The sequence below is a fragment of the Treponema endosymbiont of Eucomonympha sp. genome, assembly GCF_001028545.1.
In genome coordinates, this window is sequence record NZ_BBPW01000006.1 from 1 (window position 1) to 17,466 (window position 17,466).

Genomic DNA, 17,466 nt, shown 5'->3' on the forward strand with positions numbered 1-17,466 from the left:
CGGATCGGCCAGCCGATTTGGCCCGTTTTCTTGTCGGTAAGGGGGAGGATATTGGCGTTCCGCGCGGCCCAGATAAGGTTGTCGGGGTGAAATCGTTCGTCCCCCGCGTCATGCCATTTGTTCGAACCGAGCGTGGATATGCAATTTATGTGCAGCCAGTCCCCCCGTCCGGTCGCCACGAGCGACGGGTCGCGGAACAACACGTTTTTCGCCGTTTCGTCAAAGCCGAGTTCGTCAAAATGCTCGTTCGGCAACCACTCCCACACGGTATTGCCGTCCCAGTCGACTTCGACGATGCGGTCGTCCAGAAGCGGCTGAGCCGATATCCGGGGGTTGACAACGTCCTTGTGCGTCAGAATCAGCGTATTGCCGCTGTCGGTTTTCGGTTTTTGCCCGGGCGCATAGTAGCCGGTAGACGAGCCTTCCCGCTGAAAGTCGTGGTGCTGCCGCGCCGAAAAAGCCGGAGTCGTGTCCGGGTCTTTGATAAACTCGCTGCGGTCGTATTTCCACACGACGTTTCCGTCCCAGTCGACCTGCAGCAGGTCGTTCTGGTCCTGATACCCGTATTTGGGGTTTCGGGCGCCCGACGAGCCGAACACAAAGCCGCCCGGCAACACCTTGTTCGGAAAACCGTGCAGCCCCGCCCAAAGCTGCACCTCGTTCCCGCGCATGTCGATAAGCAACGCGCCCTTTGCCGACTGAAAGACCGTATAGCCCTTCCACGCTCGGTTTGAACAAATGGCATGACGCGGGCGACGAACGATTTCACCCCGACAACATTATCTGGGACGCGCGGAACGCCAATATCCTCGCCATTACCGACAAGAAAACGGGCAAAATCGTCTGGCGAATCGGACCGGACTTCCGCGAAACTGAAGCGCTCAAAAAACTCGGCTGGATTATCGGGCAGCACCACCTGCACATGATACCCCGCGGGCTTCCGGGCGAGGGCAACCTATTGGTCTTCGACAACGGCGGCTGGGGCGGCTACGGGCAGCCGGGCAGCACGTCGCGTTACGGAATCAACAGCGTACACCGCGACTACTCGCGCGTCGTCGAGTTCAACCCCGTAACGCTTGAAATCGTGTGGGAGTATACGGCGCGGAAAGCGGGATTTGCGGATAATTACCGGTTTTACAGCCCCTATATCAGTTCGGCGCAGCGGCTTCCGAACGGCAACACGCTGATAGACGAGGGTTCCGACGGGAGGATTTTTGAGGTAACGCGAGACTATAAGACGGTGTGGGAATATGTTCACCCGTATTATGAGAGCGCGAACGGCGGCGTCATGAATATGGTGTACCGTGCGTACCGTCTTCCCTATGAATGGATACCGCAGCTTGCGCAGCCGCAGGAAGGGTCGATTGTGCCGGACGCGGGGCGCTTTCGGGCGGACGGAGCCGCATGACGCAGGCGTTTATCGACTATTTTGCGCGAAATGGGACGAAATACGGACTGGCGGCGGCGCAGCACTTTTTTATAAGCATAGCCGCGCTTGCGCTTGCCTGCGCCGTTGCGCTTCCGGCGGGAATCGTGTGCGCGCGGACAAAACGGCTCCGCGCGGCGATTACCGGCGTGTTTGCGACGCTCCGCATTATTCCGAGCCTCGCCGTGCTGCTTCTCTGCATACCCGTGCTGGGAACAGGCATGCAGCCGGCGGTTATTGCGCTCGCGTTTCTGGCTATCCCGCCGATTTTAATCAACGCGACTGTCGCGTTTAGTTCGATTCCGCTTCCGGTGCTGGAGACGGCGCGGGGAATGGGAATGAGCGCGCGGCGGGTGTTTTTTCTGATAAAAGCGCCGCTTGCGCTTCCGCTGACGCTTGCGGGGTTCAAAACCGCGGCAATTGAGGTTATCGCGAGCGCGACGCTTGCCGCATATATCGGCGGGGGCGGCTTGGGCACTATCATCTTTACCGGTCTCGGCTTAATGCGAACCGAGCTGCTGCTTATAGGCGGCGTCTCGGTCGCGCTCTTTTCCGTTGCCGCGGACTGTTTGCTTTCGTTTATGGAAAACAGAGTATCTCTATCATTGTTCGGAAAATAAGGAGTTATATATGAAAAGAACAACAAAAACAGCCGCCGCGCTTTTGTTTGCGGCTGTTGTTGCGGGCGCTGCCTTTGCCGCCCCGCAAAAAGACAGAGGGAAAACGCAGAAGGTGCGAATCGGGTCAAAAAATTTCACCGAAAACCTGATTCTTGCCGAAATCTACGCGCTTGCGCTTGAAGACGCGGGAATCCCCGTCGAGCGCACGTTTGATTTGGCAAGCTCCGTCGTGCATACGGCGCTCACCAATAATTCCATAGACCTCTACCCCGAATACACCGGGACAGGCTTGCTTGTCGTGCTGAAACTCGGCTTGGAGACCGACCCTGACGAAGTATACCGCCTCGTAAAGGAGGGATACAAAAAACAGTTCGACATAGTCTGGCTCAATTACGCGAAGGCAAATGACGGGCAAGGGGTAATGGTGAGCAAGGCGGCGTCGGACAAGTACGGAATCCGCACTATTTCCGACCTGCAGCGGAACGCGCGGAACATTCGCTTCGCGTCGCAGGGAGAGTTTGACGAACGGGAGGACGCGCTGCCGCGCCTTATCAAGATATACGGGCCGTTCCGCTGGAAATCGAGCAACGTGTATGCGGACTCGCTCAGATACCCGCTGCTGTCGTCGGGGAAAGCGGACGCGGCTCCGGCGTGGACGACCGACGGACACTTAACCGACCCCCAATTCGTGCTTCTGGACGACGACAAGCAGGCGTGGCCGCCGTACAATATCGCGCCGGTTGTCCGGCAGAATGTGCTGGACAGATACCCCCGGATTGCGGATATCCTGAACGCCGTCGACGCAAAAATCGACACGCCGACGATAACGGCGCTCAACGCGAAGGTCGACGCGGACAAACGCGAATACGCAGAAGTCGCAAAAGAGTTTTACGTTTCGACGAAGCGGTAGCGCCGTGCATGCGCTGGTTTTTGACGACGTAGTAAAGCGCTTTCCGGACGCGCGGCGCAACGCGGTCGACCACGTTTCACTCAGCATAGCGGAAGGCGAGTTCGTCACGCTCGTCGGCACGTCGGGCTGCGGGAAGACGACGCTTCTCAAAATGGTAAACCGCCTTTACGAGCCGGACGGCGGCACAGTGCGGCTTTTCGGCGAGGATATCAGCACGAAGGACGCGGTGCGGCTCCGGCACGGAATCGGCTACGTGATTCAGCAGGCGGGGCTGTTCCCGCACATGACGGTTTTTGAAAACATCGCGGTGGTTCCCCGTATCTTGAAGTGGGACGCGGCGCGAATCAAAAAGCGGGTGGAAGAGCTTTTGACGCTGGTCAGGCTCGACCCCGCCGAGTTTCAGAAACGGCACCCGTCGGCGCTGTCGGGCGGACAGCAGCAGCGGGTGGGGCTTGCGCGCGCAATGGCGGCGGAACCCGCGGTAATGCTGCTCGACGAGCCGTTCGGCGCAATCGACGCGATAAACCGCGCCAGCCTACAGAACGAACTGCTACAGATACACCAAAAATATCGGCGCACCTATCTGTTTGTGACGCATGACGTCGGCGAAGCATTCAAACTGGGAAACCGCGTGCTTATCATGCACCAGGGGACAGTCCAGCAGTTCGACACGCCGGACGCTATCGTCCATAAGCCGGCAAACGACTTCGTCAGGGAACTGATAGCGTCGTCCGGCGCGGTCAGCGCGCAGACGCGCGGCGGGGACGGCGCCTAATGCGGAACTATTTTGTGCACCACTCGCGCCTCACCGAAGCGCTGTCGCGCCACTGCGTTATTCTGGGCGTATCCGTTGCGATTTCGGTGCTGGTCGCGTCCGTCATTACGCTTTTGCTGCTCGGCGCGAAGAAACGCACGGCGGCCGCGCTCCGCGCGCTCGGCGCGGTGTACGCTATCCCAAGCCTCGCGCTCTTTTCACTGCTGATTCCGGTTCTGGGACTCGGCTTGCAGACGGCGGTCTTTGTGCTGGTGCTGTACAACCAGTTTCTGCTGGTGCGCAATTTCCTCGCGGGGCTGAGCGCGGTCGACGATGCCGTCGTGGAAGCCGCCGTCGGCATAGGCATGAGCCCGGCGCAGGTGCTCGCAAAAATCAAGGTGCCGCTCGCGTTTCCCGCAATCATGGCGGGGATTCGCCTTGCGGTGATTTCCACTATCGGAATCGGGACGATTGCCGCAATCATCAACGCGGGCGGAATCGGCGCGCTGCTGTTCGACGGGCTGCGCACGATGAATATGGCAAAAATCATCTGGGGAGCAATCCTCGCCGCCGGACTGGCGATTTTTGCCAACACGGCGCTCGAAGCGGCGGAACGCGCCGTCTGCAAAAAACTGCACTGCGGGGAAGCGGCGTAAGCGTTCCTCTTATGGGCAAGGTCCGGGTTCCTTGAAGGAATCCGGCATTTACGGCAGAGGCAGGGCAACAACCCTGTTTTTTTGTGCCCGCCGGTGAATCAGCGCACACCTCCGCGCCCGCGCAACGCATTTGTTGCCGCTTTTGCCCCGCCGCTTTTCGCTTATGCGCGGCAAACAGGCTTTGTCTCTCCGTCGCGAGCTTGCGAAGCAAACCCGGCAAGCGCCCTTTCCGCCGGCGAAGCTGCGGCAACTGTTGAACAGGTCTATTCAAAAGTCGCGCTTGCTTGCGCAACAGTCCCGAACATGAGCGCAACCATTCAGAACACGTGCGCAACCATTCAGAACACGAGCGCAACAGTTGCGAACATGAGCGCAAAGGTTCAGAACACGGGCGCAACAATCCCGAACGTGTGCGCAATCATTCAGAACATGAGCGCAACAGTTGCGAACATGAGCGCAAGAGTCCAGAACATGTGCACGAAGATTCCCGTTGCAGGTTGACTAAAAGAATTAATCAGTTACAATTCTTTTTCTTACTCGCCGTGCGCCCTGTACGTTGCAGGTTGACCAAAAGAATTAATCAGTTACAATGAAACGCGTATCATGCTGTTCCTTAGTATCGTTGCAGGTTGGCCAAAAGAATTAATCAGTTACAATATTATTTCTCATAGACGAATACCAATCGACGTTGCAGGTTGACCAAAAGAATTAATCAGTTACAATGATAGCCGAAGTGTCCATTCACGAACTTTAGTTGCAGGTTGACCAAAAGAATTAATCAGTTACAATTAAAGAGCACGCTAAACTGCGCGTCTTGATGTTGCAGGTTGACCAAAAGAATTAATCAGTTACAATGACCCCGGAGGTAGAATGACTGCAAACAGGTTGCAGGTTGACCAAAAGAATTAATCAGTTACAATTAGGGGCGCCGCTTCTTGAAGGCACGAACTGTTGCAGGTTGACCAAAAGAATTAATCAGTTACAATAGACGGTCACGCGCCTCGTCCAGCTTTTGGGTTGCAGGTTGACCAAAAGAATTAATCAGTTACAATTACACGCGGCGGGTTATGCAGAACGAACTGGTTGCAGGTTGACCAAAAGAATTAATCAGTTACAATCCGGGGTGTACCAGCCACGAGGACGGGAGGGTTGCAGGTTGACCAAAAGAATTAATCAGTTACAATTTTCGACCATATCAGTGGGGAGATTAACACGTTGCAGGTTGACCAAAAGAATTAATCAGTTACAATAATGCCCCAGACGGCATCAGCTGCCTCTGTGTTGCAGGTTGACCAAAAGAATTAATCAGTTACAATTTCTTCTCGTTCTATCGCACGAGCCTGTACGTTGCAGGTTGACCAAAAGAATTAATCAGTTACAATAAGCGTAAGAAAACACTTCTTTTCAGAATAGTTGCAGGTTGACCAAAAGAATTAATCAGTTACAATAAACTATCGTTCTTCGATGGCTCAGGTCAAGTTGCAGGTTGACCAAAAGAATTAATCAGTTACAATGTTTGCGTAAACGAGACCTTCAGCTTTTTTGTTGCAGGTTGACCAAAAGAATTAATCAGTTACAATAGCCATCTGCATCTTAGTCTGAGAAATATCGTTGCAGGTTGACCAAAAGAATTAATCAGTTACAATGGGAGGGGTGTCACTACCGTGTGGAAACGAGTTGCAGGTTGACCAAAAGAATTAATCAGTTACAATAAACTATCGTTCTTCGATGGCTCAGGTTAAGTTGCAGGTTGACCAAAAGAATTAATCAGTTACAATTGCCAAGTCCGAAAACAATGGCATGGTAGTGTTGCAGGTTGACCAAAAGAATTAATCAGTTACAATCCGTTCCTCCTCTGCATAAGATTAACGCGTGTTGCAGGTTGACCAAAAGAATTAATCAGTTACAATATCAATTTATATAATAAAGCGATATTTTCCGTTGCAGGTTGACCAAAAGAATTAATCAGTTACAATAGCGGCACTGGCGTCTTTGACCTGTGACATGTTGCAGGTTGACCAAAAGAATTAATCAGTTACAATGTCGTACCCATCCGTCTGTTGCTGTCGGTCGTTGCAGGTTGACCAAAAGAATTAATCAGTTACAATCTCCAGATAGAACGGGGACTTACACAACATGTTGCAGGTTGACCAAAAGAATTAATCAGTTACAATAATACGCTCAGCACCAAAGAAAACATGTATGTTGCAGGTTGACCAAAAGAATTAATCAGTTACAATTGATGGAATAAAAGTATCCAATTCATACAAGTTGCAGGTTGACCAAAAGAATTAATCAGTTACAATAAGGGCATCATTGGCAACGGCAAAAAGGGGGTTGCAGGTTGACCAAAAGAATTAATCAGTTACAATCATTACAAGGTACGACATAAGGTATTACGTGTTGCAGGTTGACCAAAAGAATTAATCAGTTACAATTAAACGCGCCGCTGTCTATGAGCGTAACCTGTTGCAGGTTGACCAAAAGAATTAATCAGTTACAATAGAACAGCTCGTTTTGCGCCGGCTTCCTTGAGTTGCAGGTTGACCAAAAGAATTAATCAGTTACAATGAAGGAGAAGACACTCCTTTTTCGTAATTTGTTGCAGGTTGACCAAAAGAATTAATCAGTTACAATGGACTATCAAACGAGGACGGCTCCCAAACAGTTGCAGGTTGACCAAAAGAATTAATCAGTTACAATATGTCCGACCGAACTTCTTTTTCTGCAAAGAAATAGAAATGGTCGGGCATATTTTTTCTCTCTGTTTTTCAGAATAACAGAAGTTGCGGGGAAGGATTTTTTTTGCGGTTTTTGTTTTTCCCCGCATAACTCTTAATGTTGCCATATTGTTTGTCCGTTATCGTAACAATGTCGACTTTCCCTTGCTCCGGCAAATGCCGCTCAATAAGCCCATAGTACTTTTGGCAGGCGTCCGTTCCGGAGAGCACTTTTATATATATCGAAAACTGCACCATGGAAAACCCGTTGTCAAGCAGAAAGTTTCTGAAATCGACAGCGTCTTTTCGTTCCTGTTTTTCAACGACCGGCAAATCAAATAAAACCATCATCCACATAAGCTCATACTTATTCAGAAGCGGATACCGTTTCATGTTTGCCTTCCCAGACAGGAATGTCAAAATCGCTCTTTTTCTCTTTCAGCGCTTTTGTATACGCCGAACACATATAGTGCATTCCCTGAAACAGCGGTGATTTGCCTTCCGTTGTCTTAACCTGTACCCAAAGGATATCCGTCAGCCGGCGCTTGATTTCCGGGGTGAGTTCGGCTTGTTTTTGCTGTGCCAACTGATACACGGATATATCGATAAGCGGGCGGAACGGCTCAAGAAAATCGTCGGCGAGGCAAAAGGGGTTTAACTGATTTTTGTGATAAATCCCGAATGACGGGAGCAAACCGGCGGCGCAAATAGCGCGGGCAATAGACGCGCGCGCTATGGCATATCCGTAATTGAGCAGCGCGTTGACGTCTTCGCCGTCTTTATCCCGAATAAAATCACCGCCGAACAGCGCCTTCCAGTATACTTTCGCGCCGTATGCTTCCCGATTATCCGAATCGCCTGATTTCACCGTTTTTGCGATACTTTTCAAGCGCAGCGCGGCGTCGTGGTTTCCGCACAGCGCGAGCGATTTTGCCTGATTTTCCAGTTTTTCTTCGATGACGCGTTTCCAAATATTCTTCTTAAAGGGAACGCTTGCGTCTATCTGCGTTTTTATGACGCCCGACTGCATATAGTGCCCCGAAACAGGTATAACCATTGATTGCGGGGCATAGTTCTTTCCGCACAGCACCGAAATGCCGCCGCGTTCGGCAAGCTCGTTCAGAATATGCTTTGAAAAAGACACGCTCTGTGCGCTGATTAGCAAAACCGCGACGTCGTCAAGCGGAACGCGGGCAACTGCCTCTTCGCCTTTGCTTATCTTCAAAAAACCGCGTTCCAGCGACAGATAGCGGTTTTCCTCGTGAATCTCTACAATCTGATGAATCATGGTTCTTTTTCGGCGTAATCCAGACAGGGATTATGTTTTCAGAAATCGGTTTGCTCCGAAGAAACGCTATGTTGCTTTTCGACTCACTGCACCAATCGGCGAAACGCGTATCTTGTGCGCGGCATACTTGCCGAACAACACGTTTACGGAAACAAAGTTTTGTCCTTCAACCGGTTTCCAACTTTTTTCGAGCATTTGTTCGGCAGTTGCGATTATCCAGCTTCGTGCGTCATCGGTTGCGTAAATTGGTCGAATATCCAGCCTGCCATCTGAACCCTTAAGTCCTGCAATTCTCGCTTTTTTCCACACCCCATTTTCCGCAAACTCAATGTAATCGTTTTTGTGGAGCTGGCAGATTTTTGTAGCCGCCGGATGCGGTTTATTGGCAAGCGCTTCCGGTTTTAGATTACTGTCCGTATCAATTTCCGTCCGGCGCACATATTGCGCTTTGTATTCCGGTTTTGCGCCGGTTTTTGTGGGCGGAATTTCCCAAATAATCGCCGCGAAATAATCTTCAGTTCCATAATAACGCCGTTGTTCTTCTGGCAATGATTTATTCTTTCTGGTTTTAATTTCCCACGGATTTTGATCATGGTTCTTATATCGTATGCGCTTGATACCAGTTTGTTCGCTGAATTTGACCAACGCTTTGTCAAACTTCTCATTTGGGTGCGCGTCAACAAACTCGCGCAACTTATTTTGAATGCCCATATCAACAATGCCAGCAATATTTTGTTTATTTTTCAAGTTGGCAAGCGGTATTCGGTTGACAAAGCAAGGACGAAACACCCGTATCCGGGGATAATCCGTTTGCATTTCTTTCACGGCAGCTTTGAAATCCTTTGTTTCGGCAAGCCGCTGTTCAAAAGCGCCGCGGACGCGCGTATCCTTTATGTGAGGGACGTCGTCCTTCGTAAGCTTTTCTATCGGCAGCAACGCTTCCTGCCGTATGCGTCCAAGCGCGGTTTCTTTTGAAAGCTTGCCCTGCGCGCCGTGGTCGGGCTTAAAACTCACCACGATATTCCGCATTTTCTCAATGATTTCAGCCCACAGTGGAAACAAAGGTACTTTAACCTTGTCAAGATTTCCCCTTGCATTTTCCGTCATAATTTTTTTTACCAATGCATGGTCGACTAATCCGATAACTACCGCGTCAAGAGCGTGGTGCCGGTGGTCTCTCCGGTTCTTTTTTGCTTCACGAAGCAATTTTGCTTTTTCTGCCTCTGCAATTTTTTTACCGTTGTCGGATAGTTCGTCAATTTTTTGCTTAATGCCGTCGGTATCCCGTTTCAAAATAGAGTCTAGATCCCACCTTTCACGAAGCAAACCTGTCATTCTGCCGGTAGTTGCCCAAATATTGGTGTCGTCAACCAGTGTTTTGAGATATTGCAGGTTGATTCTGGCAATATACTGGGTGTCTTTTAACTGCCGAGCGATAAACGCTTCTTTATCCTCAAATTCTGTAAGCGCGTCGGCAGAGAAACGCCTCCGCTTTGCCGGATTTTTTAATTGCGCTATGCGTCCACGAATAGCTTCCCACTTATAGCCCGCCGGATTCGCGTGAAACGCTTCGTAAGGCGTCCGTCCTCCTTTTATTTGGTTGCACTTCCAGTGTGCGACGGTTTTATTCGATTCCACGTCAAGCAACGTCTTGCTGAACGGCAATATGTGGTCAATTTCGATATTATCAGAAAACAATTCCGCCGCGTTGATTTGTTTTCCGCAATACAGACATTGACGCTCAAAAGCATTGCTCGCATTAAGTTCAACCCACAAGCGATATTTTAATCTATCGCTTCGGTTTGGAAACGAAATTCTAAATCCGTCTGTTATAGACTGATTGTCAATATCATTTTGACGTGCTCGCTGCTTTTGTTGTTCTGTGATTTCTTCTCTTTTCTCTTTACTTGCTTTTAAATCCCTTGATGTTTCCACAACAATCTGCGCCGGTTTCCCGTATTTTTTAATCAGCGCGTTCACCACCGCGCGCGTCTGGTTGAGCGCGACGTGCACGGTGGGATTTGCGATTTTGCCGTACTGTAACTCGTCCGGATTAGTCCCGGGCGTCGCTTTAACGCCCATAGTGGAGCCGCTCAGCGCTTTGCCGTAATAGGGCAGCAAATCGTATTGCTCTACCGACTGGTCGGAGTGCTCATACCCAAGCACCAGCGCCGCTTTATCGTATTGCAGTCGTGTTTCGCGCATCGTTGCAACGAGCGCCTCGGTAGCCTCTCTGCAAAAGCTGGCGGTGCCGGACGGAAACGGGAACCTGAGTATCGCTTTTCGCTGCTCCGAGGTCAGCGGGTATTTTTTCAAAAACCGCTCCGCTTCGGAATCTTCGTCAGTCGTAATCAGCGTTTCGATAAGCGCGTCCTGCTCTGCAAGCTTCATTTTATCATCCCACAGTTTGCCGAAATGCGTGTCTTTTCGCATTTCGCAAGCGGTAGCGTTGCCGTTTAATTTATCACGGTTGAGCGTTTCAAGGTTAAATGTGCCGTTAATCTTGAGCAAGGTGCGTATGCTGGAAAAACTCATTTCTTTTTTGTTGTCTAATGCGGCGATTAATGCGTCTTGCTGTGCCGGAGAAAGCTCTGTAGCCTTATTCGTTATAACATCGGTATACGTGAGGTTAAACACCTCCTGTAAAATACGGAACTGCTGCGAGCACGGCGTTGCCTTGAACGTCCGCTCCTCATCCATAAACTGGCACTTGCCTCGCTTCTGAGGTTCCAGTTTCCCTTGTTTGAAAATCGCCTCGTGAATCGCGTCCCAGCCAAGCGCCGGATAAAACGGCTCTTGCTTTGCCTTAATCGCCGCGAATTCATCCTCATACATTTGCCGATCAGGGTAAAAGTTTTTCAGGTTAGCATTAGACGAAAAACGAAATTCTTTTGTTTCGAACAAATATTCTCCAAGCGTTCTCATCTGCCCATTTTTAAGTTCATGCTTAAAACACTGTATCTTTTCGTTTTGTTCTGATTTTTCTTTTTTCTTATCATCCTGCTCATTTTGAGCATCTTTGCGGTTGCTCTTAAAGCCGCGCCGCACGCCCAGATGAAAGAGCGCGCGCCCCAGTTCGTGCGGCTCAAGCCGCTCGTCGAGCGCTTTCGCGCGCAGCGCATACGGGTCGAGCTGTTTAAGCTCCGCCGCTTCCCCGCGCAGAGACGGAAACAGCCCGTCTTTTTGCAAGAGACGAAAAAGCGTTCGCCGCCTGATTTTCCGCCGCAGCAGGTTTCGCCTGATACCCCGCGCCGTCCTCCGCGCGGCGGCAAGCGGCTTGCCGGTTTTCGGCTCCCGCCCGTCGGAAAAAATGCGGACGCCCATATCCTCGAGCTTTTCCGCCTCGTTCCGCCCGTTCAGGCTGAGAACCGACCAGCCGATAGAATTCGTTCCTAAATCGAGTCCAAGCCGCCAATTCATGTGCCGCTCCTTGCGCCGAATCATACTATACTCCGCGCGCGTTTTCCAGCGAACCGGCAAAATCCCGCGCGCGAGTCTTGACAGCAATCTGCCCCGCATGATACGCTACGCGCACTGGTTAATTGTTCTGGTCAACCTGCTAACAAGGAGCTTTTGCTCCGCAAAATCCTTTTATATTTCTTTTAGTAAGGAATATAAATAGGCTCACCTTAAAAAGGAAGCTGCGGCTTCCTTTTTTTATGTCCTTTCGCCGATATGCTTTGCCTATACGCCGTAGACTATGACGAATTTTCCCTCATCCTTTGCCTTTTTGAGCAGTTCCAGCAGCTCGGCGATATTGAAACCTGTCCGCCAGTGCGCCGAAGTTTTTCGCTCCACTATACCGATAAGCGCCGCGAGCGACTCCGGCGGGATAAGCGTTATCCCGTAACGCGCAAATCCTGTTTCGGGACGGCTAAAACAGTGATAGTATGTTTTGACTTCTCTAAAATCTTCTGCCCAGTCATTCAAAACGTCGTCGTCTATTGAAACGCAATGATATTTTTTCAGCGTATCTTGGTAGCTTCCTTCAAATCCTCCATAGTCTTTCTGTTTGTCAAAATCGTCGATTATCCCGAAATCTGCGTTGCAGGGCATGGTTGCGCGCTCCTTGTTTTGCCGGTAGGATACCGAATATGTTGCCGCTTTCTATGCACAAAGGGAGCGGACATTCGCCCGCCTCCCGTGCCGAAAACGCGGTGTTTTTCGCCCGAACCTTCCGTAACCGGCGCCGGTATACCACAAGCCGAAAGTAATTCCTAGAGAATCCGCCGGCGTTCGCCGTAGGGAACGTTCGAGTTTTCTGAAAAAACTCGGCGCATAGGGTGGCATATAGGCTTTGCCTGTAGGCAAAGGTATAAGGCGCTGCCGCGTTTGCGCCGCTTCGCTTATCGCAAACTCGCGGCGTATAGGCAAAACAGAGCGGCGGCTTGCCGGTTTTGAATAGGTCTATTCAAGACTCGCGCTTGCTTGCGCAACAGTCCCGAACATGAGCGCAACCATTCAGAACACGGGCGCAAAGGTTCAGAACACGAGCGCAAAGGTTGCGAACACGAGCGCAAGAGTTGCGAACACGGGCGCAACCATTCAGAACACGAGCGCAAGAGTTGCGAACACGGGCGCAAAGGTTGCGAACACGGGCGCAAAGGTTGCGAACACGGGCGCAAAGGTTCAGAACACGGGCGCAAGAGTTGCGAACATGAGCGCAATAGTCCAGAACATGTGCGCGAAGGTTCCGCAGGCAAGCGCGAAAGCTGCGCATACAAGCGCAAAAATCGCGCAAGCAAGCGGAGTCCGGCGTGCGCCGAGCGCGCGGCTCTGGATATTCCCCCCTCGGTGTGGTATCCTGCCGCGAGAGAGGCATGACGACATGATTACACTTAAATTCGGCGGCGCGTCGCTGGGCAGCGCGGAGCGGATCCTTGAATCCGCGCGGATTATGCTACGGCGCGCGGCGGAAGACCGCGTCAGCGTGGTGGTGTCGGCGGTCGCGGGCGTTTCCAACAGCCTACAGCAGAGCATAGACCGCTGCGTAACCCCGAGCGCCGGAATCGAGAACGCGCATATCGGCGCCGCGCACCTGCGCTACGCGGAAGCCCTCGCCGCCGTCCACGAGGAAATCTGCCGGAATCTGGAACGGTCGGTCGGCGGCTTCCGGGCGGAACCGGTGCTGAAAAAACTCGCGCCGCTGTTCGCCGAATACGGCGGACTGCTCGAAGCGGTGCACGCGATAGGCGAATGCCCCGCGTCGGTGCAGTGCCGCATTATGGGTTTGGGCGAGCGACTCTGCGTCCCTATCGTGGAGGCGACGCTGTCCGCGCTGCTTCCGGGCGGGCAGCGGGCGCTCGCGCTCGACTCGCGGGACTTTATCTACGCGACCGGCAGGCAGACGGAAGGCGACGTCGACTACGCCAAAACGGGTGCGGCGCTCGCGCCTTACCGCAGGGGCGAAAAAGGCGGCGAAGCGCGAATCCTCCTGTTCCCCGGCTTTATCTGCGCGTGGGGGCGCGACGAACCGGGACTGCTCGGACGCAACGGCTCGGACTTCTCCGCGGCGCTCATCGGCTGGGCGCTGGACGCGCGGCGCGTCGAGTTTTGGACGGACGTGGGCGGCATATTCGCCGCCGACCCCCGAATCGTGCCCGACGCCGTCATAGTGGACGACCTGAGCTACGAAGAGGCTATGGAGCTGTCGTTCTTCGGCTCGAAGGTGCTGCACCCCAAGACGCTCGCCCCGCTCGCCGAAAAAGGAATCGAGGCGTGGAGCCTGAACAGCCGGGACCCGTCCTGCCGCGGCACGCGAATCGGGAAGCGGACGGCGGGGAGCGGGAAGGACGCGGCGGAGGCGGTGCGGGGCATATCCTGCCTGAAGAATGTCGCCGTGGTGAGCGTGTCCGGTCCCGGCATGAAGGGACGGAGCGGAATGGCGGCGCGGACCTTCAGCGCGGTCTCGCGGGCGGGGATCTCCGTGCTGCTTATCACGCAGTCGAGTTCCGAATACACGCTGTCGTTCTGCATAGACGAGCGCTATTCCCGCGCGGTGAGCGCCGCGCTCGAAGGCGAGTTTGAGCTTGAAATCCGCGAGCGGCTCGTCAACCCGGTCGAAGTGCGCGGGGACAACGCCGTCGTGTCCATAGTCGGCGACAACATGAAGCAGAAGCGCGGCGTGGCGGCGACGTTCTTCAGCGCGCTCGCGTCGAGCGACATAAATATTCACGCCATTGCGCAAGGCTCCTCCGAGCGCTCTATCAGCGCGGTTACCGCGGGCGAGGAAGGGGACACGGCGGTCCGTGTCGCGCACCGGTTCTTCTTTCACACGGCGCAGACGATAGAGGCTTTCGTGTTCGGCGTGGGCGCAATCGGCGGCTGCCTCGTCGACCAGATACGGAGCCAGCTTCCGGGTCTCGCCGCGCAGAATATCGACGTGCGGGTGCTGGGAATAGCGCGGAGCGGCAGGATGCTTCTGAGCGCGGGCGGGGAAGCGCTCGACCTGTCGGCGTGGCGGGACGCGCTGGACGCGTCGGAGACCCCCGCGTCGCTGGACGCCGTGCTGAACTTTGTGCGGACGCACAAGCCGCTCAACCCCGTGTTCGTCGACTGCACCGCGTCGGACGGGCTGCCCGAACGGTACCTCGACATATTCAAAGCCGGAATGCATATCACCACGCCGAACAAGCGCGCCAATTCAATGCCTATGAGTTATTACCGCGCGCTCCGCGAGACGGCGAACGGAAGCCGCCGGCGCTTTCTGTACGAGACGAACGTGGGCGCTGGGCTGCCGATAATCGACACGCTGCAGAACCTGTTCAAGAGCGGCGACCGGCTCACCTCGTTTCAGGGAATCATGTCGGGCTCGCTGTCGTACATATTCGGGCGGTTAGACGAGGGGGCGGCGTTCAGCGAGGCGGTGCGGGAGGCGCGCGAGAAGCGCTACACTGAGCCTGACCCCCGAGAGGATTTGTCAGGAATGGACGTGGCGCGGAAAGCGCTCATCATCGCGCGGGAGGCGGGGCTTTCGCTTGAGCTGAGCGAGGTCGCCGTCAGCAAGGCGTTCCCGCCGGACTTCGACGATTCGGGCGACGTGGAAATGTTCCTGCGGAACCTGCCCAAAGCCGACGCCTATTTCGCGGGCTATATCGCGCGGCTCAGGCGGGAAGGCAAAGCGCTCCGAATGGGCGCGTCTATTGCGGACGGACGGTGCTCAGTCGGGGCGCTGGAAGTGGCGGCAAGCCACCCGCTCTACGCGGTGAAGGGCGGCGAAAACGCCTTCGTGTTCACGACGACGCGCTACCAGCCCATTCCGCTTTCCGTGCGGGGCTACGGCGCGGGCGCGGCGGTTACGGCGGCGGGCGTGTTCGGGGACATGCTCCGCACCGTGTCGTGGAACTTGGCGTTGCCCGTTCCCCCTGCGGGGAACGGGTAAGACGCATAGGCGCGCCGACTGGGACTGCACCGAGTTTGCTCCGCAAACCCTCGGCGTAGAGGTAAGCATCTGCGGGCTATCGAGAGGCGAAAGCCTGTATGCCGAGTTTCCTCAAGAAACTCGGTCGCACGTATCCGGTGTGCAGTAGCGCGCCGAATACGTGCGCATATACTATAGAAGACAAATGCGCGTATAGCGGAACGGCAAGCCGAGCGCGAGCCCTCCGCGCCTATGACAAGCTCTTGCGCGCAGGCGAGACGCCCGCATTCGGCGGCAGCTTATTCCCGCCCTTCGGCATACCGCTCGGCAGCCTCGTATGCGGAAAACTCCAGAAACCAATCTCAGCAGGCAACTGCGTGAAAATCCTCGGCAAGCCTTCTTGATAAACCCGGCAGGTTGTGCGCCGGGCATAAAAAAAGAGCAGGGCTTTTCGCCCTGCTCTTGCGCGCTGTCAAAACCGCTTCGTATGTGTTTCCTGCTTACATCTTCTTCGGCGGCTCTACCAAGATGTTTGATGAGAATGATACCCAACAATGTCTGTGTGGATAGTGTGTAATATGTATCGTGCAATCAATTCCTGCTCGAAGAAATCTTGTTTCCCATTCTCGAGCGTCTGCTGCAAAATACTCATAAACATAAGTCTGCTCGAATGTTACACCTGTACTCCCGTCTTTTCGTACTATGGTCTGTGGCGCGATATACTGTATTCCATCACAGTCCCCACGTACGCGAGCGCCATTGTTAAAATGAAACTCATAAGTTCCGTCGCCTTGTGTTGCTTCGAGGGCTTCACGGTTGGCATCTACTTCTGCATCAAATGATATGCCCGGCGACACATCCTGTTGGCAGGCAATCAGCGCCCCTGCCGCGGCGCATGCACCGACAGTCAAAGCAAACGCATTCTTTTTCATAAAATCCTCCACGAATTCTTTTATTATATGCTATATATAAAACATGTTTGGCGTTTTGTCAAGCGGTTTTGGCAAAAAACGGCGTCAAACGAGCCGCTCATACAACTTTCTGCGCCGCCCGTAAAAGTCTCCGGGCGACTCGGACAACTTTATGAGCCGCTCATAAAAATCTCTGAGAGATTTAGAGGTACCTCTGAGCCACTCATAAAAGCCTCCGAGCGACTCATACAACTTTCCGGGCTGCGCGTAAAAGTGTCCGAACCGCTCATAAATGCGTATGAGGACTTGAAAAACCCGGCAAGTGAATTAAGGCGCGCCTCTAATCCGCCCGCAAAAGCCCGCGAAGGCTTCCCTAAAACCGTTCAGCAGGGTACTATGCGGTGTTCAGTGAGCTTCTATGCCGCGAGTTTGCTCCGCAAAACTCGGTAGTACGCTACGGCGTGCGGCAGTTCCTTGAAGAAACTCGACATAGGGATAAAACCCATTTTCCGGAAGCTGCCACATGTCTCCGGACGGCGCAAAAACCGCCGGGGAAAGGTAAACAAGGAAGCAGGTATGACACGCACGGGCGATTATATGTCGGCAGACAGACCGGAAACGCGAACCATCGGCGTATATGCCGCCGGTTCAAGGGGCAGCACAAGCGCCGCGCTCACAGTCAGCGTTGCGGTTCACTAGGTAGTGTGGACTAAAGAGGAGGAGAGAGGTAAAAAGGGAGATATGAATGAAATACTCCACAGCAAACTATGGAATATTTCATTAAAATCGTTTTCGGCACCCTCAAACGCTGGCGAGGAATC

Annotated in this window: 12 protein-coding genes and 1 CRISPR repeat array; of the genes, 6 read left to right on the forward strand and 6 right to left on the reverse strand. The window is 53.4% G+C overall.

Annotated features, from left to right (window positions below; genetic code table 11):
* Positions 1-683: aryl-sulfate sulfotransferase (locus AWU74_RS00680; RefSeq protein WP_238580101.1), on the reverse strand; the 683-nt coding region annotated here is incomplete at its 3' end.
* A 47-nt stretch (positions 684-730) separates the two neighbouring features.
* On the opposite strand from AWU74_RS00680, the gene AWU74_RS00685 reads away from it, so the two are divergent.
* Genes AWU74_RS00685 through AWU74_RS00705 form a run of 5 tightly spaced genes read left to right on the forward strand, consistent with a single transcriptional unit; the run spans position 731 to position 4,366 of the window.
* Positions 731-1,408 carry an aryl-sulfate sulfotransferase gene (locus tag AWU74_RS00685; protein WP_238580102.1) on the forward strand — a complete coding sequence of 226 codons (678 nt, stop codon included), beginning with the start codon at positions 731-733 and terminating at the stop codon, positions 1,406-1,408.
* Complete coding sequence (locus tag AWU74_RS00690) at positions 1,405-2,046, forward strand: ABC transporter permease (RefSeq protein ID WP_062326641.1); 642 nt, start codon at positions 1,405-1,407, stop codon at positions 2,044-2,046. The genes AWU74_RS00685 and AWU74_RS00690 overlap by 4 nt, the downstream gene beginning before the upstream one ends.
* 10 nt (positions 2,047-2,056) lie before the next feature.
* A complete protein-coding gene (locus AWU74_RS00695) occupies positions 2,057-2,956 on the forward strand; it encodes a glycine betaine ABC transporter substrate-binding protein (protein WP_062326642.1) in 900 nt (299 codons plus the stop codon).
* 4 nt (positions 2,957-2,960) lie between these two features.
* The gene (locus tag AWU74_RS00700) at positions 2,961-3,731 is read left to right on the forward strand and encodes an ABC transporter ATP-binding protein (protein ID WP_062326645.1); all 771 of its coding nucleotides are present in this window, start codon (positions 2,961-2,963) and stop codon (positions 3,729-3,731) included.
* A complete protein-coding gene (locus AWU74_RS00705) occupies positions 3,731-4,366 on the forward strand; it encodes an ABC transporter permease (RefSeq protein WP_062326647.1) in 636 nt (211 codons plus the stop codon). The genes AWU74_RS00700 and AWU74_RS00705 overlap by 1 nt, the downstream gene beginning before the upstream one ends.
* Positions 4,367-4,855: 489 nt before the next feature.
* A CRISPR array of direct repeats spans positions 4,856-7,069; the repeat unit is 36 nt; unit sequence GTTGCAGGTTGACCAAAAGAATTAATCAGTTACAAT.
* Positions 7,070-7,137: 68 nt separating this feature from the next.
* On the opposite strand, the gene cas2 is transcribed toward AWU74_RS00705, so the two are convergent.
* From cas2 to AWU74_RS00730, 4 genes are all read right to left on the reverse strand, one after another.
* On the reverse strand, positions 7,138-7,479 hold the full coding sequence (cas2, locus tag AWU74_RS00715; protein WP_202966383.1) for a CRISPR-associated endonuclease Cas2: 342 nt from the start codon (positions 7,477-7,479) through the stop codon (positions 7,138-7,140).
* Positions 7,454-8,374, reverse strand: coding sequence for a type II CRISPR-associated endonuclease Cas1 (gene cas1 / locus AWU74_RS00720; RefSeq protein ID WP_062326651.1), 921 nt, complete (start codon positions 8,372-8,374; stop codon positions 7,454-7,456). The genes cas2 and cas1 overlap by 26 nt, the downstream gene beginning before the upstream one ends.
* Before the next feature lie 66 nt (positions 8,375-8,440).
* Positions 8,441-11,794, reverse strand: coding sequence for a type II CRISPR RNA-guided endonuclease Cas9 (gene cas9, locus AWU74_RS00725; protein ID WP_238580103.1), 3,354 nt, complete (start codon positions 11,792-11,794; stop codon positions 8,441-8,443).
* 264 nt (positions 11,795-12,058) lie between these two features.
* Positions 12,059-12,430: a hypothetical protein gene (locus AWU74_RS00730; RefSeq protein ID WP_062326655.1), complete on the reverse strand. Its 372-nt coding sequence runs from the start codon at positions 12,428-12,430 to the stop codon at positions 12,059-12,061.
* A 391-nt stretch (positions 12,431-12,821) separates the two neighbouring features.
* Between AWU74_RS00730 and thrA the strand changes: the two genes are divergently transcribed.
* Complete coding sequence (gene thrA, locus AWU74_RS00735) at positions 12,822-15,755, forward strand: bifunctional aspartate kinase/homoserine dehydrogenase I (RefSeq protein WP_306700881.1); 2,934 nt, start codon at positions 12,822-12,824, stop codon at positions 15,753-15,755.
* Between the two features lie 479 nt (positions 15,756-16,234).
* Here the strand turns inward: thrA and AWU74_RS09735 are convergent, their stop codons facing one another.
* Positions 16,235-16,666, reverse strand: a complete 432-nt coding sequence (locus tag AWU74_RS09735) for a hypothetical protein (protein WP_162504595.1) — start codon at positions 16,664-16,666, stop codon at positions 16,235-16,237.
* Positions 16,667-17,466 lie beyond the last annotated feature (800 nt).